15 protein-coding genes are annotated in these 19,873 nt (G+C 52.9%); 11 read left to right on the top strand and 4 right to left on the bottom strand.

The features are described 5' to 3' along the window. Nucleotides 1-32 precede the first annotated feature (32 nt). Nucleotides 33-1,793 carry a bifunctional UDP-sugar hydrolase/5'-nucleotidase gene (locus L6H98_RS24225; protein WP_236420247.1) on the bottom strand — a complete coding sequence of 587 codons (1,761 nt, stop codon included), beginning with the start codon at nt 1,791-1,793 and terminating at the stop codon, nt 33-35. Between the two features lie 246 nt (nt 1,794-2,039). On the opposite strand from L6H98_RS24225, the gene L6H98_RS24220 reads away from it, so the two are divergent. From L6H98_RS24220 to phnE (L6H98_RS24205), 4 genes are all read left to right on the top strand, one after another. Further along, nucleotides 2,040-3,035 carry a phosphate/phosphite/phosphonate ABC transporter substrate-binding protein gene (locus L6H98_RS24220; protein WP_236420246.1) on the top strand — a complete coding sequence of 332 codons (996 nt, stop codon included), beginning with the start codon at nt 2,040-2,042 and terminating at the stop codon, nt 3,033-3,035. Between the two features lie 172 nt (nt 3,036-3,207). Next, nucleotides 3,208-4,005 (top strand): phosphonate ABC transporter ATP-binding protein, encoded by a 798-nt coding sequence (gene phnC, locus L6H98_RS24215; RefSeq protein WP_236420245.1) that lies wholly within the window; start codon nt 3,208-3,210, stop codon nt 4,003-4,005. Further along, nucleotides 4,002-4,856: a phosphonate ABC transporter, permease protein PhnE gene (phnE, locus tag L6H98_RS24210; protein ID WP_236420244.1), complete on the top strand. Its 855-nt coding sequence runs from the start codon at nt 4,002-4,004 to the stop codon at nt 4,854-4,856. Before phnC ends, phnE (L6H98_RS24210) begins: the two co-directional genes overlap by 4 nt. Continuing rightward, complete coding sequence (phnE, locus tag L6H98_RS24205; RefSeq protein WP_236420243.1) at nt 4,853-5,659, top strand: phosphonate ABC transporter, permease protein PhnE; 807 nt, start codon at nt 4,853-4,855, stop codon at nt 5,657-5,659. The genes phnE (L6H98_RS24210) and phnE (L6H98_RS24205) overlap by 4 nt, the downstream gene beginning before the upstream one ends. A gap of 267 nt (nt 5,660-5,926) precedes the next feature. On the opposite strand, the gene L6H98_RS24200 is transcribed toward phnE (L6H98_RS24205), so the two are convergent. Beyond that, complete coding sequence (locus tag L6H98_RS24200) at nt 5,927-6,781, bottom strand: SDR family oxidoreductase (protein WP_236420242.1); 855 nt, start codon at nt 6,779-6,781, stop codon at nt 5,927-5,929. 239 nt (nt 6,782-7,020) lie between these two features. On the opposite strand from L6H98_RS24200, the gene L6H98_RS24195 reads away from it, so the two are divergent. Further along, the gene (locus L6H98_RS24195) at nt 7,021-7,614 is read left to right on the top strand and encodes a TetR family transcriptional regulator (protein ID WP_236420241.1); all 594 of its coding nucleotides are present in this window, start codon (nt 7,021-7,023) and stop codon (nt 7,612-7,614) included. Between the two features lie 508 nt (nt 7,615-8,122). Here the strand turns inward: L6H98_RS24195 and L6H98_RS24190 are convergent. Beyond that, a complete protein-coding gene (locus tag L6H98_RS24190; protein ID WP_236420267.1) occupies nt 8,123-10,864 on the bottom strand; it encodes a chitinase N-terminal domain-containing protein in 2,742 nt (913 codons plus the stop codon). Between the two features lie 474 nt (nt 10,865-11,338). Then, complete coding sequence (locus L6H98_RS24185) at nt 11,339-11,815, bottom strand: RNA polymerase sigma factor (protein ID WP_236420240.1); 477 nt, start codon at nt 11,813-11,815, stop codon at nt 11,339-11,341. A 253-nt stretch (nt 11,816-12,068) separates the two neighbouring features. On the opposite strand from L6H98_RS24185, the gene L6H98_RS24180 reads away from it, so the two are divergent. The 6 genes from L6H98_RS24180 (at nt 12,069) to L6H98_RS24155 (ending at nt 19,844) form a co-directional block, all read left to right on the top strand. Next, complete coding sequence (locus L6H98_RS24180) at nt 12,069-12,782, top strand: response regulator transcription factor (protein ID WP_236420239.1); 714 nt, start codon at nt 12,069-12,071, stop codon at nt 12,780-12,782. Continuing rightward, on the top strand, nt 12,779-14,239 hold the full coding sequence (locus L6H98_RS24175) for a HAMP domain-containing sensor histidine kinase (RefSeq protein ID WP_236420238.1): 1,461 nt from the start codon (nt 12,779-12,781) through the stop codon (nt 14,237-14,239). Before L6H98_RS24180 ends, L6H98_RS24175 begins: the two co-directional genes overlap by 4 nt. Continuing rightward, a complete protein-coding gene (locus L6H98_RS24170; protein WP_236420237.1) occupies nt 14,236-15,408 on the top strand; it encodes a hypothetical protein in 1,173 nt (390 codons plus the stop codon). The genes L6H98_RS24175 and L6H98_RS24170 overlap by 4 nt, the downstream gene beginning before the upstream one ends. 190 nt (nt 15,409-15,598) lie before the next feature. Next, nucleotides 15,599-17,626: an ABC transporter substrate-binding protein gene (locus tag L6H98_RS24165; protein ID WP_236420236.1), complete on the top strand. Its 2,028-nt coding sequence runs from the start codon at nt 15,599-15,601 to the stop codon at nt 17,624-17,626. A 7-nt stretch (nt 17,627-17,633) separates the two neighbouring features. After that, nucleotides 17,634-18,701, top strand: a complete 1,068-nt coding sequence (locus L6H98_RS24160; protein ID WP_236420235.1) for an iron chelate uptake ABC transporter family permease subunit — start codon at nt 17,634-17,636, stop codon at nt 18,699-18,701. A gap of 81 nt (nt 18,702-18,782) precedes the next feature. After that, a complete protein-coding gene (locus tag L6H98_RS24155) occupies nt 18,783-19,844 on the top strand; it encodes an iron chelate uptake ABC transporter family permease subunit (protein ID WP_236420234.1) in 1,062 nt (353 codons plus the stop codon). Nucleotides 19,845-19,873: the final 29 nt, after the last annotated feature.

Here is a 19,873-nt window from a genome sequence, read left to right as displayed (position 1 = left end):
CCCGAATTCGGGTTCTGCTCTTTCATTATGAATCATGATCCGTTTGTGCTCCCGCCAACCACCTTCCAATTGTCGGGCTGTTGCACCGTTAACGGCCGATGTCTGCGAACATATTCTTCGACCAAAGCGGCCATGTCCGTCGCGCCTTCGTGCAGCACCTTTTTCCCGGGGTACATCGCGTAATCGCCGCCGCCGGCAGCGCGGTAGCTGTTCATAACAACAGAGAATGTATCTTCCGGGCCGATAGGAGTTCCGTTGCGTTCCAGTTTGACTACGCGGCTGCCCATCGGTTTGGAAATATCCAATTCATATTCGATCCCTGCCCACATGTCGTAGTTGTAATGCTGCGGTTTGGGATCGATATAGGCCGGATTAACGACGACCTGACCACCCGCATCGAGCACAAAGTAACGCGCGGTTTGCTCCAACGCTTCGCGGATGTCCTGCCCGCTGAGCTCAAGCACCGTCAAGGTATTCGGGTAGATGAAATTGGACAAAACATCCCTGACCGTGATGCGTGCACCGAAGCCGCGCGCTTCCTCGCTCAGCAGCGCCGTATTCGACACCTGCGCGCCAGTAGCATCCATTTGAACCCGATGTACGAAATCGATGAACGGATGGGCGGCCAGTCTCACGGTCGTGGCATCTTTGATGGTCAGATCGCCATGTACTTCGCCGATCGGCTGATCCAGCCATGCCTGAGTCAGGCTTTCCAGCTGTTCCGTCAAACGCAGGACGGTGGCATCTGCCTCCAGGCCGCTTTCGCTGGAATGAAGCAGGCGAGCCGCTTTATCCGTGATCTGCCAGCGCCCCTCGGCCTGTTGCTCCAGCTGCACCGATACTTGGCCGACGGCATGGCCATTGAATCCTGGTTGGATGATGGTGACGCCGTGCACTTGGCCCGTCAGCTCGCGATGCTGATGTCCGGTTAACAATACATCGATGCCTTCGATATCGCGGCAGATGGCGTATGCCTGATTTTCCCCGGTAAGCCGCTCGGCAGGCTCTCCTGTTTCAAGATCGCATTCGAAGCCTCCATGGTAACTGACCACGAGCACGTCCGGTTGTTCCGTTTGGCGAATATGGTTCACCCAGACACGGATCGTTTCCAAAGCGTCAACGAAGTGCAAACCTTCGATGTTTTTCGGATGCTCCCAGTTGGGAATGTAGTGGGTGGTGGCGCCAAGAATGGCGACCTTTACGCCTGTCGATAACGTTTTGATCCAATAAGGTGGGCCGAATGCCGGAATGGCTGCCCCTGCAGGAGCAGATGGCGGTATTAACGAATCAGAGTCACCATAAGCATGGATGACGATGCGTTCATCGTCGTACGTAAGGTAATCCGGTTGATCCGTCTCATGCCCCTCCCAAGGAAGTCCAGCATTGTCGTCCGGCTGCGGGCTCCTTGCAAAACCGATATTGGCGGACAGCCAAGGGAAGCGGGAATCTTCCACCGCTTTGCGCAGCATGCCTTGTCCATAATTGAACTCATGGTTACCCATGACCGCAGCATCGTAGCCGAGCTCATTCAATACATGGATGAAAGGATGCGTCGAATCGGCTTCGTTGAATGCGGCGGCATAGGAAGCAAGCGGAGAGCCCTGCAGCAGATCGCCGTTATCGATCAGCAGCATTTCGGGCGAACGCTCCCGTTCCCGGCGGATCAAGGTGGCGAGATGGGCGAGACCGGCTTGGCGCGGGGCATTTGTATTGTACTGAATGGGGCGAATGGCCCCGTGAAGGTCGCTGGTAAACATGATGTCGACACGGGCCGTGCGGTTGGATGATGTCATTTTACAATCTCCTCTAGGGTATAAAATGGGCAGGTTCGATCACGGCGTGATTCCGTTTCTGTTGCATTTCGAGATGGAGCCGGTTCGGTGACGAGCCATAATGAGGCTATTCTAACAGATTCGAAACGGGCTGACAGCCTGACAAGAAACTTTACAAAACTCCAAATTTCGTTTCACATCACCCTAATCATTGACAACTATAGTAGACAAGTATTGAAAAATAGAAACTCTTTGGAGGGTGTTCGCTTGAAGAAGTCTGCATTATTTTTACCATTGTTGCTTGTCATTCTGCTATTAAGTGCTTGTGGGTCAAACGCGGGTACAACTACAGATTCCGCTAACGGAACAAATTCGAGCTCGAATGCGGCCTCCGGAACGTCCTCAAACGAGGCAGACACAGACAAAACTGCCGAAGGTTACGTTCCTACTGAACTGACGGTGCAATTCGTACCATCCCAAAACGCGGATACGCTGGAAGCAAAAGCTAAACCGCTGGAGAAGCTGCTTGGCGACAAACTGGGCATCCCGGTTAAAGTCAGCGTATCGACAGACTACAACACGATCATCGAAGCCATGGCTTCCAAAAAAGTCGATGTCGGTTTCCTGCCTCCGACAGCTTACGTGCTTGCTAAAGAAAAAGGCGCTGCACAAGTTATCCTGCAGGCGCAGCGTTTTGGCGTGAATGATGAAACAGGTGCTCCGACAGAGGATTTGGCCGATTCCTATAAATCCATGTTTATCGTGAAGAAAGATTCGCCGATCCAATCCATTGAAGATCTGAAAGGCAAAAAAATCGCTTACCAAAACGTAACTTCTTCCGCAGGTTATGTATGGCCGGCAGGTCTGCTGCTGGATAAAGGCATCGATCCATTGAAAGATGTAACGCCTGTAACGGTAAAAGGGCATGACCAAGGCGTTATCGCCGTATTGAACGGCGACGTTGATGCCGCGGCGATTTTCCAAGATGCTCGCAACACGGTTTCCAAAGACTACCCGACCGTATTCGAAGATACACGTGTACTGGCGTTCACAGAGCCTATTCCTAACGACACCATCGCGGTACGTACGGATATGAACGCTGACTGGTCCGCGAAGCTGAAACAAGCTTTCATCGACATCGGTAAAGATCCGGAAGGTCATGAGATCATCAAAGAAATTTATACGCATGAAGGTTATGTAGAGTCCGACGACAGCAAGTTCGAAATCGTTCGTCAATACGGAGAAAAAGTAAAAACCGAGTAGTTTTCGATCACGTAGACGATTGAAAATCATCCGATTGTCATTCGCTTCTATCCCATGAAACAGATGTATTCGCAGTGCGGACAGGCCAGTTCAGCGTGACATACGCTGTGCTGGCTTGTCCCGTTACTGCTGCCCTCCGATAGATCCCATTATAGAAAGAAGGATTAGCATAATGATCGAGCTTCATAACGTCACCAAAATGTACGCGAATGGTACGAAAGGCCTCAACAATATCAATCTTACCTTTGAACAAGGCGAGTTCATCGCGGTCGTAGGATTGTCCGGTGCGGGAAAATCGACGCTGCTGCGTTCCATTAATCGTCTCCATGATATAAGCGAAGGAGAGATTCTGATTAATGGCAGTTCGATCACCAAAGCGCAGGGCAAGCGATTGCGCATGATCCGGCGCGATATCGGGATGATCTTTCAGAGCTTCAATCTCGTGAAACGATCGAGCGTGCTTCGTAACGTTCTGGCAGGACGCGTTGGCTATCATTCCACGCTGCGCACCATCCTGGGCCGTTTTCCAAAAGAGGATACGGAGCTTGCATTCCAGGCTTTGGAACGGGTGAACATCGCGGAGAAGGCTTATTCCCGTGCAGACCAGCTGTCCGGCGGACAGCAGCAGCGGGTGGCGATTGCACGCGTACTTGCACAGGAGGCCAAAATCATTTTGGCCGACGAACCTGTTGCCTCGCTCGATCCGCTCACAACCAAACAAGTGATGGATGACTTGAAACGCATTAATCAGGATCTCGGCATCACGACCATCGTCAATCTTCACTTTATCGACTTGGCGAGGGAGTATGCCACGCGCATCGTTGGCTTGCGTGCAGGCGAAGTCGTATTTGACGGTCCGGTGGAAGAGGCCACGGATGAGCGTTTCGCCGAAATCTACGGCAGACCGATTCTCGCCGACGAGTTGTTGGAGAAACAGCCTGTATCCGAGCAGGGAGAAGTGCTGGTATGAAGGGGCAGGCCAACGCTTCACTTCACCAACCACGGACAGGAGCGGGAAAGGAGCCGGGTTTGGGACCTAATCAGGTTGTCAACCGCCCCAAACCGCCGGGGCGCACCAAACATCTGCTCACCGTAATCATCATTTTGCTGTTATTGTGGGCCAGTGCCAAACAAACCGATGCCAGCTTTAGTGAACTCATCGAAGGGTTTCCTAATATGTGGGATCTGCTGAAGGAAATGTTTCCGCCACGCTGGACCTACTTCGACAACATTGTGCAGGGCATGCTGGAAACGATTCGCATGGCTTTGATCGGCACCACCATCGGTGCCATCATTGCGATTCCGGTATCGATCATTTGTGCGGGGAACCTGATGCCGAGCCGCTGGATTTATTATCCGGCCCGTTTCGTGCTGAACCTGATTCGTACCGTGCCTGACCTGCTCTTGGCCGCGCTGTTCGTCGCGGTGTTCGGTCTGGGACCGATCCCCGGTATTTTGGCCCTTGCCGTGTTCTCGGTCGGACTGATCGCGAAGCTGACTTACGAAACGCTGGAAACGATCGATAAAGGACCGCTGGAAGCGATGACCGCCGTCGGCATGAACCGGATCCAGCTCATCGTGTATGGGGTCGTGCCACAGCTGGCTGCCCAGTTTACTTCCTATGTCCTGTATGCCTTTGAGATCAATGTGCGCGCGGCGGCTATCCTTGGACTGGTAGGCGCAGGAGGCATCGGACTTTATTATGAGGCAACGCTTGGATTCCTGGAGTATGACAAAACGAGCGTGATCATTCTGTTTACCCTTGCGATCGTCCTCATCATCGATTATGTAAGTACTAAGCTGCGGGAGAAGTTGCTATGATGAAAAATGAAACAAGCGCCATCCGGCGCAAACCACGAAAGAACCCGCTTCGCTGGGTCATCGTGCTGCTGTTGATCCTGGTATATGCCTGGGCATTGGCAGGTGTACCGTTTACCGGCCTCAAGGATACGGCCGGCCAGATCATGAAGGCAATCATAGCCGGGATTTTCTCGCCGGACTGGAATTTCGTCTATTTGCCGGAAGGTGAAGATTTGCTGCGAGGATTGCTCGACACGCTGGCGATCTCGATTCTGGGAACGGTCATTTCGGCTGTGCTGTGCATTCCGTTTGCTTTTTGGTCCGCCAGAAACATGAGCCGCTTTCGTGCAATATCCGGGGCAGGCAAGATGGTCCTGAGCTTCATTCGCACCTTTCCCGAAATCATCATGGCTTTGCTGTTCATCAAGGCCGTGGGACCGGGTTCTTTCGCGGGGGTCCTTGCACTCGGGCTGCATTCCATCGGGATGCTGGGCAAGCTGTTTGCCGACGAAGTGGAAAATATCGATTACGGTCCTTCCGAAGCGTTGCTCGCTTCCGGGGCCACGCGCATGCAGCAGCTGTGGTTTGCCGTGCTGCCGCAGGTGCTGCCTGGATTCCTCAACTATACGTTGTACCGGTTCGAGATCAACGTACGTTCCGCAACCATTCTGGGCGTCATTGGGGCAGGGGGAATCGGCACGCCGCTGATCTTTGCGCTCAGCACGCGGAACTGGCCGCGCGTCGGCATCATTTTGCTGGGCATCATCGTGATGATTACGATCATTGACCTGATTTCCGGTTACATTCGCAAGAAGCTGGTGTAAATCAGGGTCGAAAATAAGCGTTTAATGGAAGTGTTCGATAGTTCAGTGCTATGCTTGATTCCGTGCAAAGTACATGAAGGAATCAGGAGTGCAGTTACGTCGGTCAATAAACATGGCCGTGGCAACTGCACTCCTTTTTATATAAGTATCAACAACTCACACATTGTCATTAAGTTGAGGGCTGTGTTCGAATGATTGTTCATTGTTCCTGCTATAGCATCCAGGTGCTCATCACTTTTTTTCCAAACAGTCAGTGTTAAGGTGTTATTACGAAATCGAGTCTTTCAAAAAATCCGTAAAACTCACCGGCGATCTTCCAATCAGGTTTTCCAAAGTGGGATCGGTTTGCGAGAAATCTCCCTGTCGACTTGCCTGAAACATCCCCGTAAGCATGCCGACCATCACTTCCGGCAGTCCTCGGGATACCAAGTGGTTCCGATATTCATCATCCGACACGACCATTCGCCGAATCGGTCGATCCAAGACCTTGGAAGCAATCGCTGCGATTCGATCCATGTCAATCGCTTCGGAAGCCGTAAGGTGGGGAGTTATTCCTTCATATCTCTGCTCTGTCAGGATTACCGCTGTGGCTTCAGCCAGGTCGGAATGGGTGGTCCAGGCAACAGGACCATCTTCCGAAGCAATCAATTCCCCTGTTTTCAAGGCATCACCCATCCACATGATTGCTGATGCGGCATAAAAGCCGTTTCGCAGCGACGTAAAAGCCAGTCCTGAAGATTTTAGCATCTCTTCTGTAGCAGCATGAACGTCCATGGGAGGAAAATGCGACGTTGCAGATGAAAACATTTGGCTAGTATACAACAGTCGACTAACACCAGCTTTCTTTGCCGAGTCGATTGCGGTATGATGCTGACGAACAGCAGCTTCCCCCAAGGAGTGGGACGAGATCATAAGAACTTGAGACGCTCCCTCAAAGGCGTGAAGAAGACTCTCGGAATCATCGAAATTTCCTTGCCGAACACGAACTCCGCGTTCTTTTAGATCTTGTACCGTGTTCACATCACGGACACTCACACCAATATCCCCGGCTGGAACACGCTTGAGAAGTTCTTCTACGACATTCCGACCTAATTTTCCATTCGCTCCAGTAACAACAATCATTTATGCACTCATCCTTTCGTTCGCAATTCAGATAGAGATTTTCTTGTTATACGATTTGGTTTGTGCAATCATAATCGTATAAGTGCATGTTCAAAAAAGTGACTTTTTGAACAACCTCTTAAGTAAAAGATAAAAGGAATAAGCCCGTGCAAACAACCTGCAAAAAGCTGTTTGTGTTGTGTTCCCAACATTTTTGTCCTTTTGTCTGTTATTTGAGTTCAAGAGAAAGAGGGGATAAGATGTCGGTAAATCCCGAGGATCCGCGTGTTAAAAGAACCCGTCAATTGTTCGTGCAGGCTTTTAACGATTTGGTTGAGAAAAAGAGAAACGTCTATTCCATTTCTGTGCACGATATCACGAAACAAGCAACCGTAAATCGAACAACGTTTTATGCGCATTTTCAGGATAAATATGATTTTCTTGAATATTGGATGACGGAAAAGTTCCAGAAGACTATAAGGGATAGATTGCCGGAAGGAACAAGTTGCAATGCGGGCAATTTGCGAATCCTTATTCAAACCATACTCGATTTTCTTTTGCGGTTTCATCAATGTAGTACGCCGGGAGACAAGCAGTTTGAAGCGATGTTTGAAAATATCATGCATCAGGATCTTCATCGACTCCTGCTTAAACGGATAAATGAAGTGGACACACAGAGCTTTTCGCAAGAAAAATTGGAAGCTATGGCACTCGTTATCAGTTGGGGCATATTCGGATCGGCTTTGCAGTGGAGCCGGAACCCTCAAGACCGCTCAGTGGAAACGACGTTTGAAGAAGTTATAGAGGTTATATCGGTCCAGTTGGCCCCTTTTTGGGAGCAAACAGCCAGCTAAAGACACGCCTCATTGACCGATGTCGAGACAACGCGTTTGGGTTATAAATCGGACTTATGATAGTGTGCGTTAATTGGTTGAAAAGGGCGGAGTATGGGGAGCAAAGGGGAGAACGGGGAACAACGTCTACGGATGATCGGGTAACCGCGAGCGCTAACGAACATCACACGTCTTATTCGGGCGATATCAAGCTGATTCCGGCGCTAACGAATCTCAGACACCTTATTTGTGGATTTCAGGGTCTTGGTACATGGGTTGGGCTGAAATAGCGCTCCTCAGGTTCGTTACCATTTCAAGAAGGCCTGATAATCCCGAATAAGGTGTGTCAGGTTCGTTACAGGTACGAGAAAAAAACCGAAACGGGAACTGGCCAATAAGGCCGTGTCCGGTTTCGGTTTTTGCGTTGAGGCGTTTCATGCGGAGGCGAGGCGTAACACGTGGTGAAGCGTCAAATACGTGGGCTTCTCATGCGAGGGGCATGCGCCAATGCTCTCTTTACCAGAGGCAATTAGCTAGCCAAAGGCAACGCTTTTGTGACTTGAACCGTAATCGTTTCGGTGCTTGTCACACCGGCTGAATTCACCAGCTCAGCACGGTACGTATACGTACCTTGAGCGCGTCCGGACAGTTCGGTTACCGCGCTTTGCGCAGAAGGCGTTGCTGCATTCAGCGCTTGCGTGTCGATCAGCACATCGTTTTCATAGAGACGGTATTCCGTGGCATTGGTTCCCCACCACAGGTTCATGCTGACTTTGTAGTTGCCATCTCCATCCCAATTGTCCTGGGAAAGCACGGCCTTGCCTGGAGCGGCATTGGCTACGGTCACGGTCAGCGTTTGGCTGCGAGTCGTGCCTTTGTCGTTCGTCAATTCAGCGACATACGTATATGTACCGTTGGATTTGCCTTGAATTTTCGTTTCGGCAGATTGAGCCATCGGTGCATTGTAAGTCAGCTTTTGTGTGTCGATCAGCACGCCGTCTTCATACAGCTTGTAGCTGGTTGCGTTCTCGCCCCACCACAGGTTCATGCTGACCGTGTACGTGCCTTCAAGCAGCCCGTTGGCATGACCATTGTTGTGGGAAAGCACCGGTGTACCCGGTGCCCCCGCTGCTGGAGTCGTTGGTTCCTGTTCTTCTTGCTCAGCCGGAACAAAATCGTCCAGGCTTCTTGGTTTCAACTGGAACACATCTTTGAAAATAGCGGATACGCCAGTGATGGAAATTTTGTCGCCTTCCGCATAAGGGAAGGAGGACTGGCTTACGCCGGTGCGCGTATCCACGCGGATGTGCGTGCTTGTGCCGTCTGCAGCTACCGCGTCAAACTCAAAGGAGCCTGCAGGCGCGGCGCTGACGATATTTTGAATCGTCACGTCTTTCAGTTCGAGCAGCTGCCCTTGATTGTCTGCCGTTACCGTTTGAGCCTCTACTGGAGCGGGAATGGAAGCCGTTCCCGTTTTCTCGATGGCAACGATATCGGTCAATTCAAACTCGGTATTATACAGCGCCGATGCCGCAGTAATTTTCACGACATCGCCTGCATGATATCCGCTGGCACTTTGAAAGACGTACAATCCGCCGGTTTCATCCTGCATGTAAAAGGCTTGTCCGCCGAATGCGCCCGGCTCGGTCGTGATTACGCCTTCCACGGTCACCGTGGAGCCGATGGCTTTGGCACGTGCTTCGGCGATGCTGATTGGTGCCGGGATCGGTCCTTCTTCTCCCGGAAGCGGTTCGGCCGGAACGTTGGCGATCGTCACGGCATTCGTGATCAGGTTGCTTCCGTTCAGGCGCAGGCGCAGGTTGGCTGCACCGGAAGTGCCCGGTTTGATGCGCACGTTCAAATCCTTGATGGCACGGCCTTTGCTATCGGACGTCACGCTGAAGGCCGAGCTGTATCCATAGGAGGTCGGCCAAGTGCCGCTCTCGTTCTGAACCATGGCTACTTGGGTACCGCCAGCCAGGTAGATCCCTGCGCTGAAGCCGGATACGGTCGTATTGGCAGGCATGTTTTCAACGACGACGCGAATTTGGAAGTCTTCTGCGTTAGGCAGCGTATCCTGCTTCACGAAGCTGTATGTGGCGTTTGCGCTGGAGGCAGGTCCGCCGTACGAGCCTGGTTTGAAGGTGGAACGGTCATACCATTTGTATCCTGCAGCAGGTGCGGCCCATGGTTCTGCCTGAGGCTCCGTGGACAGGGCAGGTGTTTCGAACGGCAGCAGTGCCGTAGGGTTGTCCAGTTGCAGGCCGGGAACCTGCGTCAGACTGGTGTAGCTTTCCTGCGTAGCGAGCCAGTTTACCATGTTGACGAGCAGCGCGGCATCGTCCACTTCTTTGAAGCCGTCATACGTTGTTTTGCGTGCGCCGGTTTCTTCGCGCAAATATTTCGGAGAAGCATCCTCAACCGGGGAAGAGTCACCGATGAAGCCGGCTTTGCCTGCACCAAGTTTGGATACGGCTACGTAAGGACCTTCTTCAACGCCGCCGCCGTTGTAAACGCCTTGGTCAACCGCATTTGGCCAAGCTGCGTTTGTTTTCGGCAGGTATACGATCCCTTTGGCTTGCGTCGGATCGGTGATCGCAAGCGTGGACCCAGCGTGCATCGCTACTGCAGATACGCCTTCCGTAATGCCGAATGCCTGATCGGCAGGAACGATGTTCGTCGCGTTAAGGTCGCCGAGCGCGTTGTAACGGAAACGGACGCCGAAGTTCTCGGACAGCCAGTCCGTGCTGGTCACGTCTTTCATGGCTTCCGAATTGCTTTCCTCGGCGCTCATGCCTTTGGTTGGATTGCCGAATGCGCCGCGGCGGTAACCGTTAATGGCTTCGGAACCGTCCCAGCGGTTTTTGTTGCGGTCGGCATTGTAATGGTCGCCGATGAAGAAAATGCTGCCGCCGTTTTCGACGTATTGCTTCATGGCTGCCTGTTCCGATGTTTTATATGGAATGTTAGGCTCTGCGACGACGAACACGTTATAATCCTTCAGATCGTCATACGTGATGGGCGTCGATTTGCGCAGTTCTTTGACATCATAGCCTTCGTTTGCAAGGCCATTGGCAAAATCGGAGAAACCGCCGTCAATAACCCAGTCCGCAGCGCCCGCCGTTTGAGCATGGGTATTGTCGAACAATACCTTTTTACCTGCATTTTCATTGACAACCTTGGCCTGAATGAAAGGAGCCGGGTCGGTCGGACCCTCTGCATGTACCGATGCATTGGCATCCCATAATCCGAATTGAAGCGGCAAGGCCATGGATACGGCCAGAAACGCTTTTACCCCTTTTCCTCTCCAATTTTTCCAGTTAGCCAACCAAAATCCCTCCCAAAAATTAGTGGATTCCACAATCCGTTCATAGTTTAACATCCAAAATCTCACATCGTCATAACAATATGTAAAAACATGGTCATAAATTGTTAAAACAGGTCTTATGAACCACTGAAGGGCCGTCTATGGCGACATGTACACCATTGAAAATAGGAGGGATTATCGCAGAAAACAAAGGAAATTGGAATGAATGAGAGAAATACACGGAATGGGGCGTTTCTTTGGAATTGCATTCCTGTGGTCCAATGGGGGACGTTATCCGTCTGGATTATACGAAAATGAGGAGATATGGGCTGCAAGGGATAGGCGCTTTTTCCTGGTTTCCCGCAGCCTGAGTGGAAGACTCGACGCGAAAAATGCTTTTCCGCGATGCAAGATGACGATTTTTGTAAAAATGGACCGCTAGGAGATGATCTTGGCGCGGATCCGGTTGACGGCGTGAAAGACCGAAGATTTGATCATGCCCTCACTCCGGTTTACCAACTGTGCTGTCTCTTTAACCGAGAAACCGTGAATCAGGCGTAATTTCAATATTTCGCGATGCTCCGTGTTGGTGACAAAAGAGACCAGTTCATCGACGCCATCGTCGATTTCAAGCCCGTATGTATCACAATGATAGGTAGGCATATCCAGCTTGCTGTCGCGTCTGTGCGTCCGGGTACGCTTGCGGAAGGTATCCATGGCGAGATTGCGGGCAATTCTTTTTAGATAATAGAGGATTCGATCCTCGGGAACGTCGGCCTTGCTTTGCAGCAGCCGGATGAAACATTCCTGGGCGGCATCCTCCGCATCTTGCGGATGTTTCAAGAGGTTGTATAGATAATGAACGATTTCGGATTTATATTGAAGATAGACGTGGCTGATGTCGATTGGATTCATGGGGCGCTCTCCTCTGGTGTATGTTCTTGGCCGTGCCTTGCAGTTGAAATCCATTATATCGGCACCATGTTTCCAAAAAGAACGAGGTTGTATCGTAGTTGTAACATTTGCGCGATGGGGCTGGTCAAGTTTGGGAACTGGCGACAGAATAAAAGAAGAAGCTGGGTGAAAAGGAACGTTTCACCGCAGCATGGTTAGGGTTGAGGCCCGAATCGGGGCAGACGATAAATAGACAGGGAGATTCCGAAAGCATATGAGACCTAAACGGATTTTGATCATTGAAGACGAGGAGGGCATTCGCGACATTTTATCGTATTCGCTGCGCAAGGAAGGTTTCGAGATTCATGAAGCGGCGACCGGCAGAGGCGGACTTTCACAACTGGAACAGCACCAGCCGGACCTGGTATTGCTGGACCTGATGCTGCCGGACATGAGCGGATTCGATATATGCAGGCATTTGTCCGTGACGACCCGGACGCCGGTCATCATGATTACGGCCAAGTCGGACATGCTGGACAAGGTGCTCGGCATGGAGCTTGGGGCAGACGATTATATCACGAAGCCGTTCGACATTCGCGAGGTTGTGGCGCGCATTCGTGCCATTTTCCGCCGCATCGGGCTCATCGGCGAGACGATGGAACAGCCTGTCCGCGAGGCGACGCGCCTTGGCAGGCATATCGAAATTTACCGGGACGAGCGCGAAGTGTGGAAGGACGGCGAACGCGTGCTGCTGACCAACAAGGAGTACGACCTGCTGATGTTTCTTGTGGAACATAACCGCAAGGTGTTTACCCGTTCCGAGCTGCTGGACAAAGTGTGGGGATTCGAATTTGCCGGGGATACCCGCACGGTGGACATCCATGTGCAGCGCATCCGAAAAAAGCTGGATCAAGGCCACGCGGCTGCTTCAATCATCGAAACGGTATTCGGGGTGGGATACAAGCTTGATACCCAGGTGCAGGCATGAGATGGACGATCCAGTTCAAAATGGCAGCCTTGTTTGCCGTGATCGTATTCATCGGATTTGCGGCCCTGCTGCTTGTGTTCAACAAAGTGAGCGAGGACAACATGTACCGCGAGATCGACGAAGATATGGTACAGTTTAAAAAAAACCTGGATATCGCGGTCAATCAATATTTTTTGCTGAAAAATAAACGCATGAACGAAAACGCCATCGAATCCAACGTGGACGACATGGAAAAGCAAATCGGCTTGTCCATCGGGGGTGAGATCGACATCTACCGGGCAGACGGTTCATCGTTCAAATATCCGGCAGGCGATGTTCAGCCGAGCCTCATCTACCGGGCGGATGTGGAGGCGGCGATGAAATCCAACATTGCCTACGGCACCCGGATTAATAAAGGGCATGTCACGGCCAGTTTGTCCGCGCCCTTGATTAGCGAAGACAAGGTGGTCGGCATCATTCGTTTCCAGAAGGATTATTCGAGCCTCTATCGGCGCCATCTACGCTTTCAGGATACGATCAGCGCTTTTGCGATCATAATCTTTGTTTTTGTGTTCTTGGGATCGATTCTGATCTCTCGAAGGATGACGCAGCCGATTCGGGTGCTCACGCAGCATTCGAAGGCGGTGGCGCAAGGCAGCCTCAATCCGGACATCGAGGTGCAGACCCGGGACGAGATCGGCGAGCTGGCCGTCAGCTTCTCCAATATGATTCGGCGGATTCGGCAGCAGATCGATGTTATCGAACGCGAACGCGACGAGGTGAAACAGGTTCAGGAGCGCAGCAAGGTTTTTTTCGATAATGTAACGCATGAATTGAAGACACCGCTCACGACGATTCTGGGATACGCCCAGATTTTGCGGGATAACGGATTTACCGACAAGGCTTTTTTCGAAAAGGGATTGAATTACATCATCAACGAAAGCCGTCGCTTGAACACGATGGTTGTCGACATTTTGGAAACTTCCGTAGCCGCCGCCCCGGGGCAGACGTTCCGGTTCGAGCGGATCAACGTATCGGCCGTTCTGAAGGAAGCCTGCGACGATATGTCGTTCAAGGCGGCCAAGTACAACATGACGGTCAAGTCGGAGCTGGAAGATCCGCTGTATATGCAGGGGGACGGTGACAAATTAAAGGAAGCGTTTCTTAATGTGCTCGATAATTCAATCAAATACGGATACGTAAATTCGATAATTACAGTGAATGCGTTCCGGATCGGCGGCGAAATCGCCATTTTGATCCGCGATCAAGGGGAAGGGGTTCGAGAAGAAGCGCTGGAGCGCATCTTCGAGCCGTTTTATCGTGAGAATGACGTCAACCGGGAAGAAAAGGGCAGTGCGGGTCTCGGCTTGTCCATCGTCAAAAATACGATTGAGCACCATGGAGGGCAGGTCAAGATGACCAGCGTGTTGGGCAGGGGGAGCGAAATGAGAATATTATTGCCGGAGCAGCGCCCATGAACAAAGGGTGGAATTGGTTAAAAGACAAGCGAGACATCGTCCTATTAGCCGGGATGCTGGTTGCGTTCGTAGGCGGGCTGTACGGCATCGGCAGCTTGTTCGGTATCGTGTCGGCCAAACCGAGATTGGTCGTCCTGCCCGAGAGCCGCGTAGGCGGGGCGCTTGCGCTTGCGCCGGAGCCGGATTCGTCCTTTCGGCTGGAGTCGGCGAGCAAACAGCAGAACGATTTCCCGATGTTCGATTTCCGGGTTGCCGAGCAGAATGCCATTTTTTTGAATCGGTTTCGCGCTTCCTATTCGGGCGTCAAGTTGTCGATGTTATACATGGATGACAATCATGTGAAAGATATCGCGACAAACACCGATTTTGGCATGGCCCTTAGCCCGGACGGCACCAAGGTTGTGTACAGCCGCTACGATGAGAGAAACAAGCCTCAACTATACGCATACGACTGGAAAAAGGGAACGCACCGGAAGCTGAAGGATGACCATGCCTACTGGCGCGAATTCATCGGAGACGATGTGTACGTCGCCTATGATGATGATCAATATAAAAAGGTCGACCTTACCACAGGCGATCAGGATTCGATCATTACCCATGATGAATTGTCCTCGCGTGTGTCAAGGCTGGCCGGAAATACGGCTTCGAAAGACGTTTTGACCATGCCGGAAAGCGTTGCGGTCAGCAAAGACCGACGTTTTTTCTATGTTACGGTCCAGTATGGAGAGAACAAAGAGGGCATTTACCGGATGTCGCTGAAAGACGGCGAGCAGGACGAGCTCCTGGCCAAGACCGAGTACATTCAGGAGTTCAGTGTATTGAATAATGGCAGCATCGTTATGTTGGGCGAGGTGAACGGCACGCACGGGTTATATTTGTACAAGCCGGAGAACAAGGAGTTCAAGCTGCTTCACAAAGGGGACATTTACGGATTCGGCATGGATGAAGACAGGTCGAGGATCGCCTATTTGGACGTGCTGGACAATCAGGAAGGGCAGAATGAGCTGCATGTGGCTTATTTGAAAAACGGGGCATTATCCTCGGATACGGTGATCTACCGCAACATTCAGGATTTCTACAAACTGCTCTGGTCCGGGGACAGTCTGTTTGTTGGAGGCAGCTCCATGGACATAAGCGAAATCTATCGTTTTACGTTCCGGGTATGGTAGGGGCAAATGTAGTAGAAGATAGCAATGATGGGGGTTCCCGTCTGAAAGCAAACGAGCTTTCCGGCGGGAACCTTTCAACTTCTTAATGAGAATTGTTTTCAATTATAATATAATGGGTTGTGGATTCAATGCCATGACCAGACACACAAGCGTATGCTTCTGCATCAACATAGAGGAGGTGAAACGTGCAATGCAGGCGAGCCAGCCATTGCTCGTTTGGAGCCATTCGCATATCCATGTTTTGGACATCCGCTACATTGTGCGGGATCAGGGGGAAACGGGCGCGCCGTATCGGCTGCCGGCCAATTGCTTTTTGTATGCAGTGAAGGGAGAAGCGACGATCCATCTCGGCGATGTGCGCCGGCAAGTCGAACGCTTCCTTATATTGCACGGTACCAAAGGGAGTATTTTGGTGATAGACCGGGTGGAAACCTGCTTCGAATATTACCTGATCTTTTACGGGGCAACCTTGCCGGAACTGCTGAAGCAGCGGTTGCTGCCAGGCAAGGATCGGCAAGGGGCTTATTATCAAAGCTACAGCGTAGCGCCGGTATCCTCGTCCGTATTGCTGCATCAGGTGCAGGAAATGATGGCTGCCTGGGAAAACCAGTCCCGGGACAAGCTTCAGCGGATTCGCGTCAAATCGCTCATGTACCAGTTCGTGTACGAGGTTCTGCAGCAGGCCAATACCAGCGGTGCGCTGCTTGTTCACGACGATCTGGTATCCCAGGCCATCCAGTACATGCATGCCAATTATACCCGTCACATCACGCTGGAGGAGCTGGCTGCGAAGCTGTATTGCAGCACGCGCCACTTCTCCCGGATTTTCAAGAACGAGACCGGAAAAAGCCCGATCGAATACATCATTCATCTGCGGATTGCGAGATCGAAGGAGCTGCTGGTCGGCACGGATGCGACGCTTCAGGAAATCGCCGAAAGCATCGGCCAGCCTGACAGTTATTATTTCAGCAAAATGTTCAAAAAACACGTTGGCGTATCCCCTCTGCGCTATCGAACCGAACATAGATATAGCCCCACTTGTCCATATTTGCCATCCGGGATGGCACGATATGACATGGGAGATCCTTTTTTGGCGCAGTACAGTATTGATAAGGATTATCATTCTTATTTAGATGCTAAAGAGGGGGCTTCATCCATGTTCCGCAACAAAAAGTGGGCAGCAACGATGCTGCTTTGTTTTACAGTAGCGCTCAGCGCTTGCTCGACGGGAAATAGTGGTTCGGGCGGAGCGGCCGGGAATGCGGCAGACAACCAAAGCGGGTCCGTCACCCAGCAAACGGCAACAACGCAATCCGCATCAGGGGACACGGCGGCATCCCAGCCTTATCAAGCTTCCATTGAAACCAAATTTGGCAAGGTGGATATTACGGCCGAGCCGAAGCGTATCGTAGCACTGGGGTGGGGAGATGCGGAAACGGCTCTCAGCCTTGGCGTGGAACCGATCGGTGCCAGCGACTGGGTGGCCTTCGGTGGCGACGGCGTAGGGCCTTGGCTGGAGGGCAGTTACCATACAGCACCAACGATCATTGGAACGTTGGAGCCGGACTATGAGCTGATCGCGAGCCTGGAGCCGGATTTGATCCTTGACGTGAAATCGTCCGGGGATGAGGAGCGCTACAAACGTTTGTCCGAGATCGCGCCTACCCTCGGCATTCCGGAAGGAGGGGACCGTTACAAAACATCCTCCGAAGACCAGCTGCGCATGATTGCCAAGGCGCTCAACAAGGTGGATGAAGGCGAAGCGCTGCTGGCCCAGGTCAATGACGCATTTGCGAAAGCAGCGAGCGATCATCCCGAATTTGCCGGCAAAACGGCAGTGGTCGGGTCCTATCAATCCAGCGGGTTCGGGGCGTATGTTACGGGCAGCACTCGCATCGACTTCATGAAACGTCTCGGCTTCGTGACGAAACAGGAGATCGAAGAGACGGAAAGCACCAACTTTGCGATCAAAGTGGCAGATGAACGCCTCGAGATGCTGGATGCGGACCTGACGGTCATTGTACCGATCGGTGTGGAGCCAAATGCGGTCACCGAGCAACCGCTGTTTCAGAAGATTCCTTCCGTAGCGGATGGCCGGGGATTGGTGCTGGATCGCGAAACATCGCGCGCATTCTCGACGGGAAGCATTCCTGCCTTGCTCTGGACCGTGGAACATCTTGTTCCGCAGCTCGCAGACGCGTTGAACGGGAAGGAGTAATCCATTGATGGCATCATCCAGTCGTTCCATGAAAAAAGGCAGGCCGGAGGAAGCCAGACACGCGCAAAACACGAAAGCGGCAGTGACAAGGACGGCAGGGCTGCTCGCCCTGCTGATCCTGCTCGCGGGCGGCGTGGTGATCAGCCTCATGGTTGGCGCCAAGCCGCTTTCTGCTGTTACCGTATGGGCAGCGTTGACCGCTCCTGACGGAAGTTACGATCATACAGCCATACTGGAGGCACGGGTGCCGCGCACGGTGCTCGCCTTGGCGGTGGGGAGCGCGCTGGGCTTGTCCGGTGCGCTTATTCAAGCTTTTACGCGGAATCCGCTCGCCGATCCGGGCATATTGGGCGTCAACGCCGGGGCAGCGTTCGCCGTTGCGGCTGGAATAGGCCTGTTCTCGGTGACGAGTATGACGGGATACATGTGGTTTGCCTTTGCGGGAGCGCTGCTGGCTACGATGGCTGTGTATGTGATCAGCGGCGGCGCAGGGAGAGTCTCGCCAACGCCGGTGCAGATTACGCTGGCAGGCGTGGCGATCGGGGCGGCGTTAAGCGGGATCACGACCGTGTTTCGCATGCTGAACAGCGAGGCGTTTTCCCAGATGCTGCAATGGAGCGTCGGTTCTCTGGCGAGAAGAAGCCTGAGCGATCTTTGGCCCGTGCTGCCGTTCATGATCGTTGGCGTGCTGCTTGCCCTCGCCGTATCGCCGGCGCTTAATGCCGTGGCTCTTGGAGATGAACGGGCCGCGTCGATGGGCGTGCACATTCAGCGGACCCGGATCATCTGCCTGATCGCGGTTACCCTTCTGGCTGGCGGAGCCACCGCCGTCGCCGGACCGGTCGGGTTCCTCGGACTGATGGTGCCGCACTGCGTGCGCTGGTTCGTCGGCCCGGACCAACGTTGGATTTTCCTCTATTCGCTGGTGGCGGCACCGCTTCTGCTGCTTGTGTCGGATGTCCTTGGCCGGGTCGTTATGCCGCCTGCCGAAATTCCGGTAGGCATCATTACGGCATTTCTCGGCGCGCCGATCCTGATTCTGTTGATTCGAAGAAAAAAAGCAAGCGGCCTGTAGACCAGACCAATGCCATTAAGTTCGACTTATCTTCATGACATTGTCTATAAACGGGTTGGCATGATAAAGGGGATGAGACGATTGCGACCTGTTCAAGCCGGTCGCCGCGAGTGGGCAGTGACTTGGCCGATCAAGATCAGGCTGGGGGTCAAGGCGCTGCTGGCTACCCTGGCGATGCTCGGCATCGTCATCGCGCTCGGCGTTCTTTCGCTGATGGTGGGCACGATGCCGGTAAGCGTGGCAGACGTGTTTCGGGCCATAATGGGCCATGCCGAGGGTATGGTGCGGACCGTTGTGGTGGAGTGGAGGCTGCCCAGAGCCATTGCCGCCATGGTGTTTGGCGCAGCGCTCGGAGCGAGCGGGGCGATCTTCCAGTCGCTGACCAAAAATCCGCTCGGATCGCCAGACATCATCGGGTTCAGCTCCGGTTCTTATACGGGGGCGCTGCTGGTGCTGCTGGGCACGGGAACCGTATCCTTTGCGGCTGTAGCTTCAGGGGCGATTCTGGGCGGAATCGGCACGGCCGTGATTGTGTACGCGTTGGCTTTTCGCGGAGGCTCCAAGGGATTTCGCCTGATCATTGTCGGGATCGGCATATCCGCCATGCTGGGCAGCCTCAATTCCATGCTGCTTCTGCGCAGCGACCCGGATGCGGCGTTTGCGGCCGCGGCGTGGGGCGTCGGTTCATTGAACGGCGTTAGTTGGGAGCAGGTGCTGCCTGCATCGGTTGTGGCGGTTGCGCTTCTATTGGGTGCGATGTTACAGACAAGGCCTTTGCGAGAAATGGAGCTGGGGGACGATACGGCCATGGCGCATGGCGTTGCGGTGGAAAAAAGCCGTTTTCTGCTCATTGCCACGGCTGTGGTCTTGACGGCCGTGCCGACGGCGGTGATCGGTCCCGTGTCCTTCGTTGCGCTGGCCGCGCCGCAGATGGCCAAAAGGCTTGCGGGAGCATCGCGCAGCTTGATGCCTGCCGCAGCCATGGGTGCATTGATGATGCTGGGCGCCGATTTTGCGGCGCAGCGGCTGATACGCGGAACGGTGTTTCCGGTCGGCGTTGTAACGTTGTCGCTGGGCGGATTGTATCTGGTGTGGCTGCTGTTCATGCAGGCGAGAAAAAATGGGTTCGGTTCAGGCAAGTAGGTTGGAGAGGAAGGGGACGAATCCGGTAA

It is taken from the genome of Paenibacillus sp. JJ-223, from assembly GCF_927798175.1.
In the GTDB taxonomy this organism is placed as follows: domain Bacteria; phylum Bacillota; class Bacilli; order Paenibacillales; family Paenibacillaceae; genus Paenibacillus; species Paenibacillus hubeiensis.
Note: the sequence above shows the minus strand (reverse complement) of the source record. Positions and strands in the feature narration are given on the sequence as shown.

What these genes read in the sequence shown, in the direction of transcription:
- L6H98_RS24225 (WP_236420247.1), bottom strand. Translation starts at nt 1,793, where the DNA reads ATGACATCATCCAACCGCACGGCCCGTGTCGACATCATGTTTACCAGC.
- phnC (WP_236420245.1), top strand. Translation starts at nt 3,208, where the DNA reads ATGATCGAGCTTCATAACGTCACCAAAATGTACGCGAATGGTACGAAA.
- phnE (WP_236420244.1), top strand. Translation starts at nt 4,002, where the DNA reads ATGAAGGGGCAGGCCAACGCTTCACTTCACCAACCACGGACAGGAGCG.
- phnE (WP_236420243.1), top strand. Translation starts at nt 4,853, where the DNA reads ATGATGAAAAATGAAACAAGCGCCATCCGGCGCAAACCACGAAAGAAC.
- L6H98_RS24200 (WP_236420242.1), bottom strand. Translation starts at nt 6,781, where the DNA reads ATGATTGTTGTTACTGGAGCGAATGGAAAATTAGGTCGGAATGTCGTA.
- L6H98_RS24195 (WP_236420241.1), top strand. Translation starts at nt 7,021, where the DNA reads ATGTCGGTAAATCCCGAGGATCCGCGTGTTAAAAGAACCCGTCAATTG.
- L6H98_RS24190 (WP_236420267.1), bottom strand. Translation starts at nt 10,864, where the DNA reads ATGGCCTTGCCGCTTCAATTCGGATTATGGGATGCCAATGCATCGGTA.
- L6H98_RS24185 (WP_236420240.1), bottom strand. Translation starts at nt 11,815, where the DNA reads ATGAATCCAATCGACATCAGCCACGTCTATCTTCAATATAAATCCGAA.
- L6H98_RS24180 (WP_236420239.1), top strand. Translation starts at nt 12,069, where the DNA reads ATGAGACCTAAACGGATTTTGATCATTGAAGACGAGGAGGGCATTCGC.
- L6H98_RS24175 (WP_236420238.1), top strand. Translation starts at nt 12,779, where the DNA reads ATGAGATGGACGATCCAGTTCAAAATGGCAGCCTTGTTTGCCGTGATC.
- L6H98_RS24170 (WP_236420237.1), top strand. Translation starts at nt 14,236, where the DNA reads ATGAACAAAGGGTGGAATTGGTTAAAAGACAAGCGAGACATCGTCCTA.
- L6H98_RS24165 (WP_236420236.1), top strand. Translation starts at nt 15,599, where the DNA reads ATGCAGGCGAGCCAGCCATTGCTCGTTTGGAGCCATTCGCATATCCAT.
- L6H98_RS24160 (WP_236420235.1), top strand. Translation starts at nt 17,634, where the DNA reads ATGGCATCATCCAGTCGTTCCATGAAAAAAGGCAGGCCGGAGGAAGCC.